Annotated in this window: 15 protein-coding genes and 1 pseudogene; 12 read left to right on the plus strand and 4 right to left on the minus strand. The window is 55.0% G+C overall.

Annotated elements, in window-relative coordinates:
- Positions 1-213: 213 nt before the first annotated feature.
- Together TMES_RS05370 and TMES_RS05375 are read right to left on the minus strand one after the other, a co-directional pair.
- Positions 214-1155 (minus strand): site-specific tyrosine recombinase XerD, encoded by a 942-nt coding sequence (locus TMES_RS05370; RefSeq protein WP_085580269.1) that lies wholly within the window; start codon positions 1153-1155, stop codon positions 214-216.
- 24 nt (positions 1156-1179) lie between these two features.
- The gene (locus TMES_RS05375) at positions 1180-3189 is read right to left on the minus strand and encodes a hypothetical protein (RefSeq protein ID WP_085580271.1); all 2010 of its coding nucleotides are present in this window, start codon (positions 3187-3189) and stop codon (positions 1180-1182) included.
- A gap of 427 nt (positions 3190-3616) precedes the next feature.
- On the opposite strand from TMES_RS05375, the gene TMES_RS05380 reads away from it, so the two are divergent.
- From TMES_RS05380 to TMES_RS05405, 6 genes are all read left to right on the plus strand, one after another.
- Positions 3617-4219 carry a shikimate kinase gene (locus tag TMES_RS05380; RefSeq protein WP_085581183.1) on the plus strand — a complete coding sequence of 201 codons (603 nt, stop codon included), beginning with the start codon at positions 3617-3619 and terminating at the stop codon, positions 4217-4219.
- Positions 4216-5334: a 3-dehydroquinate synthase gene (aroB, locus tag TMES_RS05385; RefSeq protein ID WP_085580274.1), complete on the plus strand. Its 1119-nt coding sequence runs from the start codon at positions 4216-4218 to the stop codon at positions 5332-5334. Before TMES_RS05380 ends, aroB begins: the two co-directional genes overlap by 4 nt.
- 128 nt (positions 5335-5462) lie before the next feature.
- The gene (locus TMES_RS05390) at positions 5463-6737 is read left to right on the plus strand and encodes an HlyC/CorC family transporter (protein WP_085580276.1); all 1275 of its coding nucleotides are present in this window, start codon (positions 5463-5465) and stop codon (positions 6735-6737) included.
- Positions 6738-7136: 399 nt separating this feature from the next.
- Positions 7137-7586, plus strand: coding sequence for a CBS domain-containing protein (locus TMES_RS05395; RefSeq protein WP_085580277.1), 450 nt, complete (start codon positions 7137-7139; stop codon positions 7584-7586).
- A 157-nt stretch (positions 7587-7743) separates the two neighbouring features.
- Positions 7744-8334 carry a DUF2889 domain-containing protein gene (locus TMES_RS05400; RefSeq protein ID WP_085580279.1) on the plus strand — a complete coding sequence of 197 codons (591 nt, stop codon included), beginning with the start codon at positions 7744-7746 and terminating at the stop codon, positions 8332-8334.
- Between the two features lie 518 nt (positions 8335-8852).
- Positions 8853-10196, plus strand: a complete 1344-nt coding sequence (locus TMES_RS05405) for a transporter substrate-binding domain-containing protein (RefSeq protein WP_143589548.1) — start codon at positions 8853-8855, stop codon at positions 10194-10196.
- Positions 10197-10252: 56 nt separating this feature from the next.
- Here the strand turns inward: TMES_RS05405 and TMES_RS05410 are convergent, their stop codons facing one another.
- On the minus strand, positions 10253-10540 hold the full coding sequence (locus tag TMES_RS05410; protein ID WP_085580283.1) for a BolA family protein: 288 nt from the start codon (positions 10538-10540) through the stop codon (positions 10253-10255).
- A 297-nt stretch (positions 10541-10837) separates the two neighbouring features.
- On the opposite strand from TMES_RS05410, the gene TMES_RS05415 reads away from it, so the two are divergent.
- The 4 genes from TMES_RS05415 (at position 10838) to gluQRS (ending at position 15422) form a co-directional block, all read left to right on the plus strand.
- Positions 10838-11359 carry a DnaJ domain-containing protein gene (locus TMES_RS05415; protein WP_245835223.1) on the plus strand — a complete coding sequence of 174 codons (522 nt, stop codon included), beginning with the start codon at positions 10838-10840 and terminating at the stop codon, positions 11357-11359.
- Positions 11360-11556: 197 nt separating this feature from the next.
- Positions 11557-12564 carry a cobaltochelatase subunit CobS gene (cobS, locus tag TMES_RS05420; RefSeq protein WP_085580287.1) on the plus strand — a complete coding sequence of 336 codons (1008 nt, stop codon included), beginning with the start codon at positions 11557-11559 and terminating at the stop codon, positions 12562-12564.
- A gap of 78 nt (positions 12565-12642) precedes the next feature.
- Positions 12643-14559 (plus strand): cobaltochelatase subunit CobT, encoded by a 1917-nt coding sequence (cobT, locus tag TMES_RS05425; RefSeq protein ID WP_085580289.1) that lies wholly within the window; start codon positions 12643-12645, stop codon positions 14557-14559.
- 23 nt (positions 14560-14582) lie between these two features.
- Entirely contained in the window at positions 14583-15422 is an 840-nt protein-coding gene (gene gluQRS, locus TMES_RS05430; RefSeq protein WP_085580291.1) for a tRNA glutamyl-Q(34) synthetase GluQRS, read from the plus strand.
- Here the strand turns inward: gluQRS and TMES_RS05435 are convergent.
- Positions 15414-16343: a LysR family transcriptional regulator gene (locus TMES_RS05435; RefSeq protein WP_085580293.1), complete on the minus strand. Its 930-nt coding sequence runs from the start codon at positions 16341-16343 to the stop codon at positions 15414-15416. The two genes, gluQRS and TMES_RS05435, sit on opposite strands and share 9 nt — an antisense overlap.
- A gap of 106 nt (positions 16344-16449) precedes the next feature.
- On the opposite strand from TMES_RS05435, the gene TMES_RS05440 reads away from it, so the two are divergent.
- Together TMES_RS05440 and TMES_RS23470 are read left to right on the plus strand one after the other, a co-directional pair.
- Complete coding sequence (locus TMES_RS05440; RefSeq protein ID WP_085580295.1) at positions 16450-17049, plus strand: short chain dehydrogenase; 600 nt, start codon at positions 16450-16452, stop codon at positions 17047-17049.
- A 197-nt stretch (positions 17050-17246) separates the two neighbouring features.
- A pseudogene (locus tag TMES_RS23470) lies at positions 17247-17459 on the plus strand (glutathione transferase GstA); the annotation flags it as partial.
- Positions 17460-17462 lie beyond the last annotated feature (3 nt).

Here is a 17462-nt window from a genome sequence, read left to right on the forward strand (position 1 = left end):
TCGCGCAGCGGATCGTTGAACGTCCCGATTAACCGGGGCGCAATTAACATGCTCGTAGCGCACAATTGGTATCAGTCTGATGGCAATTGCATGACGAATGCATGACAAGTCCGGTCGGGTCAGAAAACTGCCCGTATAAGGTTTCGGGTTCCTATCCGATGGTATCGATTGCGCCAGTTTCTCATGGTGAAAAACTGCGCGCAAAGCGTGTATTTACCCCGGTTTTCGGTGCGCGAGCGGGTGGTGTTCCTGCACCAGTCCGCGCAGACGGGACTCGATAACATGGGTATAGATTTGTGTTGTTGAAATGTCGGAATGGCCCAGCATTTGTTGCAGGCTGCGTAAATCAGCCCCGTTGGCCAAAAGATGGCTGGCAAAGGAATGGCGCAGCACATGGGGCGACACCCGCGAGGGCGCAATGCCGGCCTTAAGGGCAAGATCCTTGATCATGTTTAAAAACATTTGCCGGGTTAAATGGCCGGTTTTCCCGCGTGAGGGAAACAGATAGCCCGATTTGCCCGGCTTCCCGCCGCCATCAAGGGGAATAAAGGCATCCCGGATGGCAATATAGGTGACCAGCGCACGTTTGGCCGGGGCAGATAACGGCACCAGCCGTTCCTTGTTGCCCTTGCCGCGCACCACCAGCATTTGCGGGTCGCGGGCAACGGCACTAAAGGGCAGTTCAACCAGTTCGCTCACCCGCATGCCGGTGGCATAAAGCAGTTCCACCATCGTTAACAGGCGGGTACCCTTGATGCCATCCTGCCGGTTGGCGGTGTCGATCAGGCGGTCGATTTCGTCGGTGGTTAAAAATTTGGGCAACACCACGCCCAGGCGCGGGCTGTCGATATGGGCGGCGGGGTCATCATTGCGAATGCCATCGCCATAAATGAATTTGTGAAATTGCCGCACCGCCGACAGGCGACGGGCCTGTGTGCGTGCTGCCAGTCCGGCATCGGCCAGCTCGGCCAGATAACGCCGCACATCGTCGGGCCCGGCGTGTGACATATCGGTTTTTGCTGCGTGTAGCGATGCCTGATACGCCTCAAGGTCACGGCGATAGGCATCAAGGGTATGGCGGCTGGCCCCGCGTTCAGCCGCCATCATTTCCAGAAAATCGGAAACAAGCCGGGCGTCGCGCAGGGGTGTCACCATGATAATCCTTTGTCGCAGGGCCGGTTACAGGCCATTTTCCAAAATGGTCTCGACCGCAATGCGCCGGGCATCCACCTCAAGGCCAACCATGCGCAAGGCCGCAACGGAATTGCCAAGCGAGACCGGGTTTTGCAAATCACCGCCAACATTGCCATTGGCAATAAGCGCAAGGCTGGCAACCGTGGCGCGCTGGTTGGCACCGGCAGCCTGTGCCAGCTTGTGAACAACGCTGGCATTCGGGGTGCCGCGTGCGGTGACATAGGGCTGATCAAGCAAGGCATCCCAGAATTTTTCCGGAACCTCGACGCCAAAGGCCGCAAACAGGCTGTAAACCAGTTCGGCATCATGGCGGGCCCCAACCTGGTCATTGCGGGCCATTTGCTGTTCGGCCCATTCATCCATGTGTGCGCGATGGCGGGCCTGTGCCTGTGATGTCGGGGCGCTCTGGGTCATGGGCGGTGCGGGTTTTACGGTCCCGCCCAGGCCATAATTCGGGCTTGGATTAAAGCCGGTGCTTGCCGATCTTTCGGCATCGCTGGCACCGGTATCTTCCAGCCCGGCCAGAACCAGTGCCGGATAAAGCACGATCAGGCGGCTTTCGATGGCGTTGCCCGAATTTGACGACGCCTTGGCCTGTGATAACCAGCCGCCCGCCCGTTCAAGATCGTTGCTGTAAATGGCAGCGGTCAGCGCGTCGATGGCAAACCAGGCAAAATCGTTATTAATGGGCACATCTTCAAGCAACGGCGCACATAGCCGCGCCACCTGGCCATAATCGCCATTATTGCGGGCATTGTCATACATATGAGCCAGAATTTCGGCCCGTGCTGCGGGAACATCGGATTTGACCGCCGCCTGATAAAGCTTGGCATATTCGCGGGCAGGTGTGCTTTCGCTGGCATCGTCAAGGACGCTGGCCAGTTCGGACGAGCTGAATGTGACGCCCTGATAGATAGCGGCCAGGTCGTCTGTCGTGATGTATCCTTGCTGTTCGGCAAGGCGGGCCGCTTCAAGTTTGATATCGGTGGCAGTATTGGCACTTTTGATAAAGGCCAATAACGTGGCCGGGGCAGCGTTATCAAGCAGGCTGGCAGGCAGCCCCTGCTTGGTCAATTCGAGCATCGCGACATCAAGCGGACGCAAATTAACCAGCAATTGCGGCGAGACATTGCTGCCCGTCCGGATGGCCTTGTTAAGGGCAAAAAACAGTTTGTCGTTTTCGCCTTCCACTTCGCGTACCAGATCGGTGCTGAAGCTGGCAGATGAATTGTTTTTGGCACGTAACTGGCAAAAAACCGCCGCCTTAAGCCAGAACGGCGTATCAAATTGCGACCCGAAACCGGCAATCGCATCGCAGGCCTGGTCGATCTGACCAGTGACCAGCAAGGCGTTAACCTGGGCCTCGGCCAATTCGGCCACCGGGTCGCGCCGGGTGGTTACGCCAATAAGGCGTGCGACATCACCATAGGCCCCCATCGATTGCAGTTTGGCAATCCGGTGGGTAAGCAGGCTGGTTTGCGCATGGTCTGACGGGGCGGCCGCAATGCTGAGCAATAGCCGCCGCGCCAGATTGCGCATGGCATGGCTGGCAAAATGGTCGGGCAAACCGTCTATCAGGCGGGCAGCCGTCAAACGGTCGGTGCCAGACCACATGTCGACACCCAGCCCACCGGAATTGCGGTCGAGAATACCAACAGATTCGGCATCGACTGCTTGAAGTTCCAGTGTTTGTACGGCATCGGGGTCGGTCGGGTAATTGTTGCTATCGGCACCGCTGCCCCAGCCAAAAACGCCGTTAGGGCCCGGTGCCGTTGTTGTTGATCCTGCACCACCCGGGGCATTTGTCGCCGGTTGCGCTGTTTTTGCCGTGGGGGTCGATGTTGTGCCCCCCAACGACGTTTGTGCGTCGTCATTCCGGTTTTGTAAAAACAGGGGAACAGGGCCTTGTTGGGCCTGGGCGGGGATAACCTGTATCAATGTGCCTAAGCCGGTAAGGCAGGCAAAGACACAAGCCCTGGTGGTGCCTGAACGCATTTTAATTGAACCTCGAATCCGGGATGGGTTGTTCGATTTGCGATGTTGGTGCCGGTATATCCCAGGTCACAAGGAAAATGGCGCCACCCGCGATAACCGCGATAATCAGAAACAGAATGATTCGGGATAGAATTTTCATGGGCTCTCAAGCTTTGGTTTGGGTGTTCTGACCGAGAAATCAGTCACTTTGCGAAAAACTGGTTACATCCTAATTCGGCAGGACCAAGGCAGTCTAGGACGGAGAACGTTAATAATTGCATGTCAATTTTGGCATCATGGCATTGTCGGGCACTTTGTTGGCAAATTCACCAAGCGGTTTACTTGCGTTCCGGGCACGCCTGCCCTAAAGAATTGTACAACAGTGTCAACTAATCCCAGGCGGTCCAGGGACCGTATGAACATGGTAAAACAGGATTGCAAACCGGTTATGGAGAGCTCAATTGCCGATTCGGGTTTGCACACGGATATTACAGCACAGATCAGCACCGGATTGAATAACCGTTCGCTGGTTTTCGTTGGTTTGATGGGAGCAGGCAAAAGCTGCATCGGGCGTATGGTTGCCAAAACGCTTGATTTGCCCTTTGTCGATGCCGACCGCGAAATCGAGGAAGCCGCAGGATGTTCGGTTGCCGATATTTTTCGGCTGTATGGCGAAGACGCGTTTCGCGATGGCGAGGAACGTGTGATTGCCCGTCTGCTTGAAGGCGATCAGGTCGTTCTGGCGACAGGCGGTGGTGCCTTTATCCGTGAACAAACCCGCAAACTGATTTTGGAAAAAAGCGTTTCGGTGTGGCTGCGCGCCGATCTTGAAGTGTTGTTGCAGCGCACGGCAGGTCGCCCGCATCGGCCGTTGTTAAATTCTGGCAATCCTCGCCGGATTTTGGCCGACCTTATCGAGGCGCGTTATCCGGTATATGCCGGTGCCGATGTTACATTTGATTGCGGGGATGCCTCCAAGGACGATACCCGCGATGGTGTGCTGGTGGCCCTTGCCGATGCCTTTGATGAAAACGGGAAATTGAAATCTTGAACAGTGCAGAAACCCTTCGCGTCGACCTTGGTTCTCGCAGTTATGACATCGTAATCGGCAGCGGATTGTTACCCGATACCGGCACATATATCGCCCCGTTTGTTAAACCGGCCGGGGTGGTGATTATTACCGATGAAAATGTTGCACGCCTGCATTTGCCAACGGTCGAAGCATCTCTTGATCAGGCGGGAATTGCCCGCCACACCGTCATTGTACCCGCCGGTGAAGCATCAAAAAGTTTCGCCTGTTTTGAAAATGTCGTCGAACAAGTTCTGGCGCGCGGCATTGAACGCTCAACGCTGATTATTGCGCTGGGCGGCGGGGTGATTGGCGATTTGGCCGGGTATGTGGCGGCATCGCTGCTGCGCGGGCTGGATTTTGTGCAAATTCCGACGACTCTTTTATCCCAGGTCGACAGTTCGGTGGGGGGTAAAACCGGTATCAATTCCAAATCGGGTAAAAATCTGGTCGGTGCTTTTCATCAGCCCCGGCTGGTGCTGGCCGATACCGCCGTGCTTGATACCCTGCCCAAACGTGAAATTGTCGCAGGGTACGGCGAAGTGGCCAAATATGGCCTGATTGATGATGCCGACTTTTTTGACTGGCTGGAAATTAATGCCCCGGCCGTTATCGCAACCGATGGCGATGCGCGCAGACAGGCGGTTTTGCGCAGTTGTGCGGCCAAGGCGCGGATCGTGTCGCAAGACGAACGCGAAACCGGCAAGCGGGCCCTGCTTAATCTGGGTCACACCTTTGGCCATTCGTTTGAGGCGGAACTGGCCTATGACGGGCGTTTGCTGCATGGTGAAGCGGTTGCGATCGGTATGATCATTGCCCACGATGTTTGTGCGGCAATGGGTATGGCATCGGCGCAGGAAACAGCGCGGATTATCAGCCATTTCAATGCGGTGGGATTGCCGGTCAAAGCATCGCAGATTGCCGGGGTCCATTGGGATGTCGACAGGCTGATCAGCCATATGGCACGCGATAAGAAAGTGCGTGACGGGCAGATTACCTTTGTCATGACGCGCGGCATTGGCAAGGCGTTTACATCGCGTGAAATGGATGTTGCCAAAATGCGGGCTGCCATCACCCGGTCGTGTCAGGCGGCCTAGTCTAGGCTGTTTGATATGCCGGGCGGGTTTTTAACCTTCCGGGCCGTGGTGGCCCGTCGGGTATGGTTTGTGAATGATACAAGCAAGCTGATGGCTGCAATATGCCATCGTTATAACGAGGGGACCGCATGACAATCACGATTGTCGTGATTTTTATCTTGCTGATGCTGTCGGCGTTTTTTTCCGGGTCGGAAACGGCCCTGACGGCGGCATCACGCCCGATCATGCATCACAAGGAACAGGATGGCGATGTGCGCGCGGGCATTGTTAACCGTCTGCGCGAACGACAGGAACGGCTGATTGGTGCCATTCTGCTGGGCAATAACCTGGTCAATATTCTGGCATCGGCCATGGCAACATCGGTGATGATTTCCACGTTTGGCCCCAATGGTGTTGTTTATGCCACGGCAGCAATGACAGCACTTGTGCTGATTTTCGCCGAAATCATGCCCAAAACCTATGCGCTGAAACATGCCGACAGCATGGCGTTGCGCGTTGCGCGACCGATGAAGTTTCTGGTCACTCTTTTTGCCCCGGTGACGGAAAGTATTCAGCTTATTGTGCGCGCGACCATGCATTTGTTTGGCAGTGGGGATGGGCCGGGTACCGATAGCGAACGCGAATTGCGCGGCGCGATTGAGCTGCATGCCGATGACGAAGTGATTGGCGATCATCAGGCCGAACGGGCCATGTTACATGGTATTTTGGACCTTGATGATGTCGGGGTGTGGGAAATTATGGTGCATCGGCGCAAGGTGCAAATGATCGACGTGTCGCGTTCGATGGATGAAATTCTTGAAACCGTACTGGCCAGCCCGCACACCCGCATTCCGATTTATGAAAATGACCCGGACAACATCGTTGGTGTGTTGCATGCGCGCGAAGTGCTGAAGGCGATTGTCAAAGGTAACAAACCCGAAACGGCCGAAGCCGTGCGCGCGCTTGCCGCCAAACCGTGGTTTATTCCCGACTCGACCACCCTTGCCGACCAGCTAAAAGCCTTTAAAGAACGGCACGAACATTTCGCCATTGTCGTTGACGAATATGGTGCCTTTGAAGGTGTGGTATCGCTGGAAGATATTTTGGAAGAAATCGTTGGCGATATTGAAGACGAAACCGACGTTGAAGTGGTGGGGGTTCAGCCCCAGGTTGACGGGTCGGTCATTGTGCGCGGCGATGTCACCATCCGCGATCTTAACCGCCGGTTTGGCTGGCGCCTGCCCGACGAGGAAGCGGCCACCGTTGCCGGTTTGCTGCTTTATGAAACCCGGCGCATTCCCGATGTCGGTCAGCTTTTCAGATTTCACGGGCTGGAATTTGAAGTGCTGCGCCGGGTACGTAATCAGGTGACACGCGTCAAGTTACGCCCGGCAGACAGTGTTCCCGCAGCGGGTACAAACTGAACCGTTGTAAAAGCAGCGGTTTTTCAGGGCGATATGCCTTTGGCGTTCTTAATTAATTAAAGTAACAACCCGCAGTTCGTCTGCGGGTTGTTGTCTTTCAGACTGCCAAATTGCGGAATTTGCGCGTTATACCAGATCTCAATGAGGATGACTCATGGAGGTCTGGTTAGGCGCGACTGCGCCGCGCGGCCTGTGCCGCGAAAGGCAAGGGCTTCGTAGAAGCCCGCCCGCCGACTGAGGGCTGCATTGATCGGTTTCGATCAGTGCAGTTTGGTATTAAATAGTCGTAAATATTCTACTTATAGGTTAAAATCGGTGCAATGGCATCGTTACCGGTGTTGTGGTCGATGCGTTCTGATGTCGTTGTTTTGGCAACAGCAAACCGTATAGAGAGACAAAATGGACACAAAAATCGTACCGGGTCTCGTGAAGGAACAAGCCCTTGCCACTTTGAACCCTGCGGATTCTGTGATGGATGCCGTTAACCTGATGGTGGAACGCAAAATCGGCGCAGTTATTATCGTTGATAATTCGGCCCGACTGGCCGGTATTTTCACCGAACGTGATCTTGTGAACCGGGTGGTTGCCAAGCGGCTGGACCCGGCCAAAACCGCCCTGGCCGATGTGATGACGGCCAACCCCGATACCTTGCGCCCCGATGATAAAGCCGTTGATGCCCTGTCTTTGATGAGTATGCATCGCTATCGCCATTTGCCGGTGGTGGATGGGGAAACGGTGGTTGGCATGGTGTCCATTCGCGATCTGTTCAATGTGGTCAAGGCTGGCCTTGAAGACGAAGTCCGGGATCGGGAAAAGTTCATATTCGGGTCTGATTACGGCGTTGCCTGACCAGATTTTGGGTGGAATCTTAGGGTATTTGACGGCGGTGTTTCGTGTTTTTCGCGATGAATGCCGGGTGGTCGCGCGATGCCTGATGCCAGATTAAACGTTTCTGAGTTGACAGAGGCCGTGGTTCTGTCTTTACGTTTACGTAAAGGAGAGAAAAATGCCCCTGTCAGAACCCGTCCCGCGTGAACATATCCATACCCGAAAGGTCACTTGCACCGGCTATCGCCGGGCCGATGGTCTTTGGGATATCGAAGGTCACATTACGGATGTCAAAACCTACGGGTTTGAGAACCATGATCGGGGCGAAATCCCCCCCGGTGTGCCGATCCACCAAATGTGGCTGCGCATTACATTGGGCACCGACATGGTGATTACGGCGGTGGAAGCGGTAACCGATCATGCGCCGTTTAATGCCTGCGGCGAAATTGCCCCGAATTACGAAAAGCTGGTCGGGCTTAAAATTGGCCCCGGGTTAAAATCGCAAATCCGCGATCGGGTCGGCGGTATTTATGGCTGTACCCATTTGACCGAATTGATGGGGCCTGTGGCGACCACGGCCTTTCAAACCATTTTTCCGATCCGGGCGCGTGAAGCGGCCGAAAAACAGCGCCAGCAAGAAAAGGATGGCGATGCACCACCCCGCAAACGTCGCAGCCCGTTGGTTAATACCTGCCATGGCTGGCGCAGTGATGGTGCCGCCGTGCAACGCATCGCCCCCGATAGCTATAGCGAGATTCCCAAAAACTAGCCTGCGGGGAGCAGGTGCGGGTGCCGGTTATGTCCGGTTATGTGACGTGACCCGCATCGCATCTCGCACCGGCACCCCGCGCCAAAATGCGAAAATGTACGCCGTAATTATCGGATAATCGGGCGTGGCTTTAATGGCGAGATTGCCAGCCTGTTTGCGTTGCCGCCCTGTATTTTGCCCGGGCAGGCGACGCTGAATTGATCGGGGTTTTGGCGTCGTGTGGTGATGCGGCCCACAGAGAATTTTTCAATGATTTTTGCCATCTGACATCGTCGACTCCGGGGGATGTTTGTTTTGGGCTGCTTGGCCCGGGCGCATTTCGCGACTGACACGGACTTTTATGGCGGCTTTTACAGGCTTTGGACCGTGAGCAGGGCCGTTTGGAAGCGTGGATACAGGTGCCGGGCGCAATGCTACCTTAAAGGTTAGTATATAGACCCCAAAAGGGTTGCTTTTATACGTCACTAACCCAATATCGTATAGGTATTGGCGTGAAATAGTGCCGTTTGGGGGCGATCGTGACGGAGGGAAAAAACTGCTTACGGGCACGCGGTGGGGCGCGGAGGGCACCAGCCCGGCGTATCGCAAAGCTGGCGGCACGGGTGGTGATGGCGATGGCATTTTTTGCCATGGCCGGGGCGCATCGGGCTTTGGCAGGGCATGACGGAAAGCATTTTCTGGTCCTGCAAACAAATTTACAGCCCCCTTACCAGCAGCTTAGCAACGGGGCGTTGACCGGTTCGACGATCAGATTGCTCGATTGTGCGTTTCAGCAAATTGATATCGATTATGGCATTACGCTGGCCCCGCGCCAGCGCAACCGGGACATGACGCGCAAGGGGCAGGCGGACGGCTTTTTTCTGTCACGTCTTTCGTCGGAAATGGACAGCTACGCCGATGCAACCGTTCCCTTGGTGCTGGAAAAATGGGTTTGGGTTTCGGCCCGCCGGGATGTGGACGTGCAGGTGCCGGTTCCGCTGCCCGATCAAATGGTGACTGTGGGCGCGGTTCTGGGGTCGAACGAGGCGGAATGGATTACCGAGCAGGGCTATCGTGACTTTGTTCATGTGCCGTCATTGCGGTCCTTGCTGGGGCTGATCGGAAAGGGGCGGATTGATTTTGCCCTGATTGACCGGCAATCGTTTGAGCGTGCGCGCGATGATTTGAAGCTGGACCCCGACAGTTTTAGCGAACGTTTTGCCCGCTATATGCCGCTGGTTATGTATTTTGCCCATGAATATACCCGTGCCCATCCTGCGACCCTTACACGGTTGAACCGGGCGCTGGCGGAATGCGGCAGTGCGGCGGTCAAGCTGGAAGCGCAAGAAATTGACCGGATCATGAATGATGATGTGGTGCGTATTCGCAGGCTGTTGCGCGCGCCCGCCCTGGTTAACGCCTTGAAGGAACATCTGGAAAACCTGGACATGTTGCATGGCGAAGGCATGAGCAGGATAAAAATTGCCGAACTGGACCGGCAATGGCGCGAAGCCAGCAAAAGCGGCGCAGCATCACTGCTTGCCGCTGATATTTTGCAAAACGACGTGTCGACGTATTTGCAACGTGCGTATCGCACCCGGGATGTTCAGTTTGCCGAGGCGTTTATTTTTGACCGGGACGGGCTGATCATTGGCATGTCGAGCCCGACCAGCAATTATGACCAGTCACACGAGCGCAAATTTGCTATTTTTAATGAAACCGCAGCCGATGCCGTTCAGATCGCTGATATTTATTACGACCCGTCGACCCAAAAATTCCTCTCGCAAATTACCCTGCCGATCACAGATCCGGTAACCGGCAAGGTTCTGGCGGCCCTGACTGTTGGGCTCGATGTTTTGCTGGCCCTTCAGGTCGAAGACTGAGGCGGTTTCAGATCGCCGATTAGGCTGTTGTTACGCCGGTTAGTCTGTTCAACCTTTTACAGCCCGGAATGTTGCGCCCATTCGCTGGGCGACATGGTTTTCAAAGCCAGGGCATGGACCCGGTTTTTAAGCAGGTCATCAAGCGCGCTGTAAACCATGCGCTGCCGGTTAACGCGATTTTGGCCTTCAAAACAATCGGCAACGATCAATACCGAAAAATGGGACTCGCCGCGCGGGTCCGCCCCGGAATGACCGGCATGTTTGGCGGAATCATCGTTAATTTCCAGTTTGGCCGGGGCGAGTTTGGCGGTGATGATATCGCGGATTTGCTGGGCGACTTGCATGTAACATTCTCTAATTGTTGGAAGGATGGCCTGGTTTATTCAAAAACAGGGCAACTCTGGCGTTCTTTTGGCGCGGAAAGGACCTACTGTAAATTTTTTCAATCCTTTTATCATGCGCAATCGGCACATATGATATTGCGTCCCTTGAATGTTCCGAACATATAAACCTCCATGAACAGAGCGCAACGAAACAAACGCAAGACGCTGTATTTCAGCGAGCCCGATCTGCCAGAGTGCGATTGGCCTGGCTGTGCGGAGCATGGGGAATTTCGAGCCCCCAAGGACCGCCAGCTCAGCATGTATTATCAATTCTGTCTGGAGCATGTGCGGCAATATAACAAGTCGTGGGATTATTTCAGCGGCATGAAAGCCGATGATATTGAAGAACATGTGCGCCGCGATGCCCATTGGCAACGCCCGACCTGGCGGTTTGGCCATATTCGCGGGGCCAAAAAACCCTTCGATTTCAAATTTTCCGATGGCTTTGGCTTTTTTAACGAAGAAGGCGAGCAGACCCATCACGGGCCTGGCGGCGACCCCAATGCCAACCGTCGCGAACGCAATGCCGAGGATGCCGCGCGTAAAGCCGGGGCACTGGGCATGCCGCGCGAACAGCAAATGGCGATGGCGACACTGGATCTGGGCTGGCCGTTTACCAAGGACGAGCTTAAATCCAAATACAAACAGCTATCGAAAAAATACCACCCCGATGCTAATGGCGGCGACAAACGTGCCGAGGAACGGTTTAAAACCATCAGTGCGGCCTATTCCAGCCTGATGACCTATATCCGCGATCTTGAAGCCCGCGTTTCGATATAGCCCCGCATATGGTCGGGCTGTATTGCGCCCTTGCATGCTTTTGTGTCAGGTAGGACGTTAAGCGTTGTTGGTGCAGGTTTTTATGGCACCGATAAATTTTTCGGTATCTTTCCTTTGTCCGCGGCGGCTTAATCGTTATTAATGACAAAGATGACACATTCGGCCGGAGCAACCGGCCCCAAAATGCGCGAGTACTTATGAGCCAAAGTTACGAAGCGAGCGGTGGTGCAGCAGAACATCCGCTGGATGCACCCGACACCAAAATCTCTGTGCGTGAGGCGTTCGGGATTGATTCCGACATGATGGTCCCGGCGTTCAGCCAGGGCAGCGAACATGTCCCTGCCAGCGATCCGACCTATCGTTTTGATCGCGATACCACCCTGGCAATTCTGGCGGGCTTTGCCCACAATCGCCGGGTGATGATCCAGGGTTATCACGGCACAGGTAAATCGACCCATATCGAACAGGTGGCATCGCGCCTGAACTGGCCCTGTGTGCGTGTGAACCTTGACAGCCATATCAGCCGTATCGACCTGATCGGCAAGGACGCCATTGTTCTGCGTGATGGCAAGCAAATTACCGAATTTCGCGAAGGCATTTTGCCCTGGGCCCTTAAACGCCCGGTCGCGATGGTGTTTGATGAATATGATGCCGGTCGCCCCGATGTGATGTTCGTAATTCAGCGCGTTTTGGAAGTTGACGGCAAGCTGACCTTGCTCGACCAGAACAAGGTGATCCATCCGCACCCGTTTTTCCGCCTGTTTGCAACATCAAACACGGTTGGCCTGGGCGATACCACCGGCCTTTATCATGGCACCCAGCAGATCAACCAGGCCCAGATGGACCGTTGGTCGATTGTGGCGACGCTGAATTATCTTTCCGTTGCCGATGAAACCAACATTGTGGCTGCCAAGGTTGCCAGTTTTGACAATGCCGAAGGGCGCAGCAAGATCGAGGCGATGGTGGCGCTGGCCAACCTGACCCGTCAGGGATTTGTCTCGGGCGATATCTCGACCGTGATGAGCCCGCGTACCGTGATTACGCTGGCTGAAAATGCCGAGATTTTCAACGATATTGCCTATGCCTTTCGTGTGACCTTCTTAAACCGCTGTGACGAGGTGGAACGGCCTATTCTGGCCGAATATTACCAGCGTTGCTTTGGCGAGGAACTGCCGCAAAGTGCGATTAATGTGATGGTGCGTTAAGCGCACCATCACCGATTTCCGGTTCGTTGCAGGTTGTAACGCAACGCCCGAAACCCCTGTAATACGGGACTGCAAGCGATGAAAAACGACGAGGCGCTTTCCGGATTTCTGCGCGGCACGGCGGCGACATTTCGCGCGCTGGCCGGTCGCAATGATCTGGAGGTCGGCTTTGTCAAAGGCGGGCGCCCGGGCGGGTACGGCGAACATGTTCGCCTGCCCATGCCCAAACAGGCCCTGCCCAAGGATGAAGTGGCCGATTTGCGCGGTGTTGCCGATGGCTGGGCACTTAAACTGCGTCATCATGATGCGGCCTTGCATCAAAAACGCATGCCCGAAAGTGCCGAGGCCCAGGCCGTTTACGAAGCCCTGGAAACCGCGCGTTATGAAGCCGTTGGGTCGCGTTATTTTCCCGGTGTGCGCAAAAACCTGCGTGCCCATGAAGATGCCGATTGCAAGGCGAAAAACTTTCATCGTGTTACCACGCGTGACGATGCGCCCTTTGCCGATGCCATTGGCATGCTGGCGCGCGAAATGTTTACCGGCGAAAAAGCCCCCGATTCAGCACGCAATCTGATTGATCTGTGGCGCGGCGAGATCGAGGAAAAAGCCGGGAGCGACCTTTCTGATTTACGCTCCATGCTGGATGATCAGGAAGCGTTTTCACGCGGAATGCGCCGCCTTTTGGATCACTTGTCGCTAGAAGACGATTTGCTGGAAGATCCGCCCGAAGAAGAAGGCGATGATCAGGACCAGCAAGACGGCGACGACGCCCCGGATGATGAACAGGAAAGCCAGGGCGGCGAGCAGGGCGACAGCGACGAAACCGACCCGAACGGCGATGACCAGCAGCAAGAAAGCGGCGAGGATGATGCCGAAGCTGGCGAGGGCGATGTTGACGACAAACAGCTCGAAGCCCAGTCGCAGGAAGAACAACCTGCCGGGCCGGGCGAACAGCCGGAATTTGATGGCCGCAACGAACCGGTTGAACGCGGATACGAGCCGTTCTCGCGCGAATATGACGAAATCGTTTTTGCCGATGAATTGTGCGAAAGCATGGAGCTGGCCCGGTTGCGCGCGATGCTCGACAAGCAACTTGCTGCTTTGCAAAGCGTTGTCTCGCGCATTGCCAATCGTTTGCAACGCCGCCTGATGGCACAGCAAAACCGCGGATGGGACTTTGACCTTGAAGAAGGCATTCTTGATGCGGCCAAACTGGCGCGTATCGTTGCCATGCCGTCAACACCGCTATCGTTCAAGCTTGAACATGATACCGATTTTCGCGATACCGTGGTGACCTTGCTAATCGATAATTCGGGCTCCATGCGCGGACGGCCGATTACCATTGCCGCCCTGTCGGCTGATATTCTGGCACGCACGCTGGAACGCTGCGGAGTGAAGGTCGAAATTCTCGGTTTTACCACCCGGCAATGGAAAGGCGGGCAATCGCGCGAAGCATGGGTTGAGGCAGGCAAGCCGCCCAAACCGGGCCGCTTGAATGATTTGCGCCACATTATTTACAAGGCCGCCGATACGCCGTGGCGCCGGGCACGCAAAAATTTGGGCCTGATGTTGCGCGAAGGATTGCTAAAGGAAAATATCGACGGTGAAGCCCTGTTATGGGCGCACGAACGCTTGCTGGCGCGCAACGAACAACGCCGGATTTTGATGGTGATTTCCGACGGCGCACCGGTCGATGATTCAACGCTGTCGGTCAATTCGGGCAATTATCTGGAACGGCATTTGCGCGAAGTAATTAACTGGATCCAGACCCGGTCGCCGGTCGAATTGCTGGCAATTGGCATTGGCCATGACGTCACGCGCTATTATCAGCACGCTGTGACCATTAACGACCCGGAAGAACTGGGCGGCACCATGCTGCGCGAACTTTCTGATCTGTTTGATGAAAAACCCAAACGCGGCCCCAAACGCCCGCTGCGCCATGTGGCGGCCGACACGGCCAAGGACAAGGGACATGGCGACAAGGATCGCTGGTAATATAAATAACCGAGGCGGGCAACATGGGTGACGTTACCCGTTTTGCCCCCAGCCCGACCGGATATTTGCATTTGGGCCACGCGGCGTCGGCCATTTTTGCCGCCCGCTCTGCCGGGGGTGATGGCCGGTTTTTATTGCGGGTGGAGGATATCGACCAAACCCGTGCCCGCCCGGAATATATTGAGGCCATATATCACGACCTTGCGTGGTTGGGCCTGACATGGGAAATGCCGGTACGGGTACAGTCCGCCCATTTTAACGATTATCAGGCCGTGCTGGACCGTTTGACGGACCGGGATTTGCTTTATCCGTGTTTTTGCACCCGCAAGGATATTCAGGCCGAAATCGCCCGCATTGGCAATGCCCCGCATGGGCCGGATGGCGCGCTTTACCCCGGCACCTGCCGCCATTTAAGTGCTGCTGAATGCCACGACAGGATCGCAGCGGGTGAAAGCTATGCTCTGCGGCTCGATATGGGGCGCGCGATGACACAGGCGGGCAGGCGGTTATACTGGCATGACCGGGCCGCCGGGCGGCAGGTGGCAACGCCGGAAATTTTTGGCGACGTGGTGCTGGCGCGCAAGGATACGCCGACCAGCTATCATGTGTCGGTGACGCTGGACGATCATTTGCAGGAAATTTCACTGGTTACACGCGGCGAAGACCTGTTTTTCGCCAGCCATTTGCACCGGTTGCTGCAAGAATTACTGGGATATGCCGTGCCCGAATATCACCATCACAAATTGCTGACCGGGCCGGATGGCAAACGGTTTGCCAAACGCGATAAATCCGAAACCTTGCAATCCATGCGCAAGGCGGGTGTTTCGGTCGCCGATGTGTTGGCCCGGATCGGGTCATTTTAAGCCCGCACCCTCACTGGTTTCCAAAAGATCGGGCCGGGCATGAAACCAGGTACGGATAAAATCGATGAACAGGCGGTTTTTAAGCGGCATGGCGCCTTGATAGGGATAAACAAGGCTGATCGGGCTGCGCGGGGATTTATAGGCGTCCAGCCGGGTTTCAAGCCGCCCGGCGGCAAGCTCGGCCATGGCAATGTAACGGGGCAGGCGTGCCACCCCCAAGCCATTACAGACGGCGTTACGAATGAGCGGATAATGGTTCAGGCGTAATTTACCGCTTACCACAATTGATTGCGGGCCATCGGCTCCAAAAAACAGCCAGCGATTGTCTTTGCAGTAATGGAAATTGTTGATGCAGTTATGGTGGATCAGCTCGGCTGGGGTGATCAGCGGCGGGTTGGCCTGCCAATAGGCGGGGCTGGCACAAACCAGTTCGGAAAGCTGACCCAGCGGAATGGCGACCTGATCAGGGTCGCTGGTCAGGCCCGCCCGGATTGCCATATCGACCGGGTCGGATTTTAAATCGCGATAGCGGTTTTCCAGTTCCAGTTCAATCACGATATCAGGATGAAGGTTCTGAAACGTGGTGATGATGTCATTAAGGAAAATTTCGCCAAACGATACCGGCACGGTGATGCGAACAATCCCGGTCGGGCTTTTGCGCAGGCTTTCAACCGCATCAAAACCGGCTTCGGCATTTTCGCCCAAGCGTTGGCAATAAACCAGAAATGCCGCCCCGGTTTCCGTCAATTCCAGTTTGCGGGTGGAGCGAAATAACAATTGTGTGCCCAGCGCTTCTTCCAGCCGGGTGACCTGCTGGCTGATCAGGCCCTTGGAAACGTTCAAAACCTTTGCTGCAGCGGTAAACCCGCCCTGCTCGACCACGGCGGCAAAGCTGTGCATTTCGGCCAGATACTGTTTCATTGTTTAACCATATGAACAATGTGTTTGATAATTACCAGATTATCGACCTAATCGATTTATGGGAAGGTTCTTGCATGGTTTTCACCTGATAAAAGGAAATAATGCGATGAAAGTTCTTGTTGTTGGTGCCTCGGGCACGATTGGCAAAGCCGTTGCAAGCGAGCTTGGCGCGCGTCATGACGTGATCACGGCGGGCCGCAATAGCGGTAATGTTGTGATGGATTTATGTGATCGATCCAGCATTGTGGCGGCATTTAAAAAGCTTGGCACGGTCGATGCCGTGGTTGCGACCACGGGCAAGGTCCATTTTGGTGATTTTGCCGAAATGGACGACGAAAAATACCGGATCGGCATTAATGACAAGCTGATGGGGCAGGTTAACCTGGTGCTGATCGGGCGGGATTACGTGGCCGATAACGCGTCTTTTACTCTGACGACGGGCATTTTAACCAAAGACCCGATTCGCTATGGCAGTTCGGCATCGATGGTGAACGGGGCGCTTGAAAGTTTTGTCCGTGCCAGTGCGATTGAAATGAAGCCGGGCCTGCGGATTAATGCCGTGAGCCCCGGTGTGATCAGCGAAGCCATGGAAGGCTACGCGCCGTTCTTTCGCGGGCATGACCCGGTTCCAGCGGCGCGCGCGGCTTTGGGATACGCAAAGTCGGTCGAGGGTCTGCAAACCGGTCAGGTGTTCGAGATTTTTTAACGTAAATCGCCCTGTTATTCAGGTTCCAGAGTTTTTAAAAAGCGTACCGAAATCTGATTTCGGTACGCTTTTTCGTAAAAATGACCTGCTTTTGCATCTAACCCTTGCGTTTGTATTCTGACATTCCATTTATAGCGCGATAGCTGGCAGTTGTTGGGGGACAGGTTGCCACGTATAAAGCCAAGAGACGTGCCAAGATGATATTGTATTACATGCCAGGGGCTTGTTCACTCTCGACTCATATATCGCTGCGTGAAACGGGGGAGCAATTCAGCCTCGTTAGGGTTAATCATAAAAACAACAAAACCGACAGCGGTGAAAACTTCCTTTCTATTAATCCTGATGGCAGCGTTCCGACCCTGAAACTTTCTGACAATCGTTTGATTTGCGATTGTTCTGCGGCTTTGCTGTAT

It is taken from the genome of Thalassospira mesophila, from assembly GCF_002115755.1.
Classification (GTDB): Bacteria; Pseudomonadota; Alphaproteobacteria; order Rhodospirillales; family Thalassospiraceae; genus Thalassospira; species Thalassospira mesophila.